Genomic DNA, 1,885 nt, shown 5'->3' with positions numbered 1-1,885 from the left:
TTGACGGTCGATGTGAGCTCTTCCATCGAAGCGGCGGTCTGCTCCAGCGAGCTCGCCTGCTCTTCGGTGCGCGAGGACAAGTCCTGGTTGCCCGTGGCGATCTGGCTCGATGCCGTGGCGATGGTGTCCGTGCCCGTACGCACTTCGCCGACGATCTTCACCAGGCTGGCGTTCATTTCTTTCAGCGCCTCGAGCAAGAGGCCTGTCTCATCCTTCGTCTGCGCTTCGATGCGGCTGGTGAGATCGCCGGACGCCACCGACTGCGCAATCTTGACGGCGTGGGCCAGCGGCTTCGAGACGAGGCGCGCAATGAAGACCGCGAGCAGAAGGCCCAGGGCAACGCTGCCGATCAGCAAACCGAGCACCCATCGGCGGGCTTGCGCGTAGACCGCATCGCCCATTTCGCTGGCATTGGCCGCGCCCGTCGTATTCACCGTGGCAAGCTTGTCCAGGATGGTGTTCAGTTCACGGTTCAGCCGCAGCGATTCGCCCCGTACCAGCGCCGTCGCTTCTTCGTTGCGCTGCGCTCGCGAAAGGACGATCACCTTTTCATGCTCTTGCGCATACTGGTCGAGCAATTTGACGAGCTCGGGGTAGGCGGCCTTCTCCTGGGAATCGGACAAGAGCTTTTCGTAGACCGCGCGAGTCTTCGTCAGTTCGTTCCAGGTAGCGCCCATCGACTTCTCGTAGTCGTTCATCTCCGCCTCTTGCGACGAGAGGATGTGTTGCAACTCCTGCGCCCTGTAGCGCGACATCAAGCCCTTCAATTCGAGCAGCGAGCGCGTGGAGGGCATCCAGTTGGTGGTGATGTCGGTCGACATCTGGTTGACCTTCTCGAGCTGCACGATCGAGAAGACGCCGACGAGGACGGTCAATGCAAGGACCGCAATGAAGGACGCGAGAAGCTTGGTCGCGAGCCTGAGGTTGTAGAACGCTTTCATGATTTCTCTATGGGCATTCGCCCTCGGTGATGTATTTGGAAGAGGTCAGCGTTCGTTCAGAACTCGGTCCAGTCGCCCGCGCCCGCGCTGGCGCTGCTCACGGCCAGTTGGGGTTCGACGCCACGACCGTTGCCCCGTGGACTCTGGAGCGCCTTGTTGCGTGCTTCTGACGGTTTGCGCGGCGCGGCTGCCGCCGGCGGTAGGCTGGGCTTGGAGTGGCTCCTCGCGTCCAGCTTGAAGGTTCCGACCACGTGCAAAAGGCCCCCGGCTTGCTCCTGCAGCGATTGCGCTGCTGCCGATGCCTCTTCCACCAGTGCCGCGTTCTGCTGCGTGACTTGGTCCATCTGCGTGATCGCCTGATTGATCTGCTCGATGCCGGACGTCTGCTCCTGGCTCGCGGCAGTGATCTCGCCCATGATGTCCGTCACGCGCTTGACGCTGTCGACGATCTCTTCCATGGTCTTTCCGGCTTCGGCCACCTGTTTGCTGCCTTCCTCGACCTTCTCAACCGAGTCGCCGATGAGCGTCTTGATTTCCTTGGCTGCGGCGGCCGAGCGTTGGGCCAGGCTGCGCACTTCGGAGGCCACGACAGCGAAGCCGCGGCCCTGCTCGCCAGCGCGGGCGGCTTCGACCGCTGCATTCAAGGCAAGGATGTTGGTCTGGAATGCAATGCCGTCGATGACACCGATGATGTCCACGATCTTGCGCGACGATGCATTGATGGAGCCCATCGTGTCGACCACCTGCGAGACGACACTGCCGCCCTTGACCGCCACTTCGGAAGCGGAGACGGCGAGCTGATTGGCTTGGCGCGCGTTGTCGGCGTTCTGCTTGACGGTCGATGTGAGCTCTTCCATCGAAGCGGCGGTCTGCTCCAGCGAGCTCGCCTGCTCTTCGGTGCGCGAGGACAAGTCCTGGTTGCCCGTGGCGATCTGGCTCGATGC

2 protein-coding genes are annotated in these 1,885 nt (G+C 62.4%); both read right to left on the bottom strand.

The window, feature by feature from the left end:
* A partial coding sequence (locus tag AC1DSF_RS30465) for a methyl-accepting chemotaxis protein (RefSeq protein ID WP_478184046.1) occupies positions 1-941 on the bottom strand: 941 nt, incomplete at its 3' end.
* Between the two features lie 56 nt (positions 942-997).
* On the bottom strand, positions 998-1,885 hold an 888-nt coding region (locus AC1DSF_RS30460), incomplete at its 5' end, for a methyl-accepting chemotaxis protein (RefSeq protein ID WP_478184045.1).

The sequence above is a fragment of the Variovorax sp. 01N429 genome, assembly GCF_056399425.1.
Note: the sequence above shows the minus strand (reverse complement) of the source record. Positions and strands in the feature narration are given on the sequence as shown.